The organism is Candidatus Protofrankia californiensis, from assembly GCF_900634765.1.
GTDB classification, from domain to species: domain Bacteria; phylum Actinomycetota; class Actinomycetes; order Frankiales; family Frankiaceae; genus Protofrankia; species Protofrankia californiensis.
The window spans coordinates 16,459-17,733 of sequence record NZ_CAAAFT010000491.1 but is presented as its reverse complement, the minus strand read 5'-3'; positions in this window follow the sequence as shown (position 1 = coordinate 17,733).

Below are 1,275 nucleotides of genomic sequence, written 5' to 3'. Positions count from 1 at the left end.
GTGCAGTCCGCGCCCGCCGCGCCCGCCGCGCCCGCGCTCCGGCGCCCGGTAGCGGCAGACCGCTCTGGCCACGTCGGTCCGGAGTCAGGCGGGTTGTCCGGACCGCCCCGGTCGTCCACCGTTGCGGGAGCACCTCCAGCCGCGCAGCCCCGACCGTCAGCCCCCCACCCCGACTCCGGACCCGGTGCCTCTCAACTCGCGTCGTCCCGGCCCGCACCGCACGGGCAGCCCGATGCCCGGGTGCGGTCGGCTTCCGGGCCGGCGGGCGCAGGCGGTGCGCGTGGGCCGGTTTCCGGCGACCGGACTCGAGAGGGTCAAAGGCAGCGCGATCATGTTCCTCTCGCGCTGCCGGAGGCCGGGGTCACCGGGGTATCGGAGGGCCAAAGGCGACGCGATCATGCTCCTGGCGCGCTCGGGGCTGCTGTCGGGTCATCGGCCGGGTGGACCGGCTCCGACGAGGCTGTCTCCGCCGTGGACGACGTCAATGCCACCGATCGGTTCTCCGCACTTCCCGACGGTAAAGGTGGGTCCGACGGGGGAGGTTCCCGTTCGGCCCGCAGCACCGATTCCGGTGAGGATGCCCGGTCGGGCTCAGCTTCCGCTCGCCGACGCACCTCGCGTGCGCGTCCGGCCGTGACTGCCCTGAGCCTACTGATGGTGATCGTCGTTATGGTCGTCGGATTTTCCATCGGGCGGGCTGTTGCGGTGCCGAGTTCGGCGAGCGTGCAGTCACGTGTCGGCGACTGGGCCCGTGATCATAATCTGACGTTTTTCATCGAGGGCGTCGACAGGTTTCGTTGATCGAAGTTGATCCAGGTTCCGCTGATCGAGGTTCCGCTCGCCGCAGCCGTCGGCCGATGACTTGTTTGTCGATTGATAAATGTGTTGGACGGTAGGGCTTCCTTGGGCTTAAAGTTGCCGGGATTGGGAGAAGCGTTGGCAAAGTGGTGCGTAGGTCCCAAATAGTTCCTATACGATAGGCCTGGTTCTGCGTCCTGTCCTTGTGAAAGGAATTTGATTCCTGGCTCTTGCGCTCGGGGGCTCCCACATGTGAATCTGCATCGACAGGTCTGTCGCGCTCTGTCACAACGTGTACGACTTCGCGTGATGTTGGCTGGGTAACGTCACAACCTGTCACTCGCGGCAGGAGGCTTCGCGTGCGTCCACATTCCACGCGTCCGTGCGGCAATCGTCCACGCGTCATCCGTCCGGTGCTCAGTGGTGTTAGGGACGCCGCCGGGGCGGACGACGTCCGTTCCGGGCCATCGACCCCGG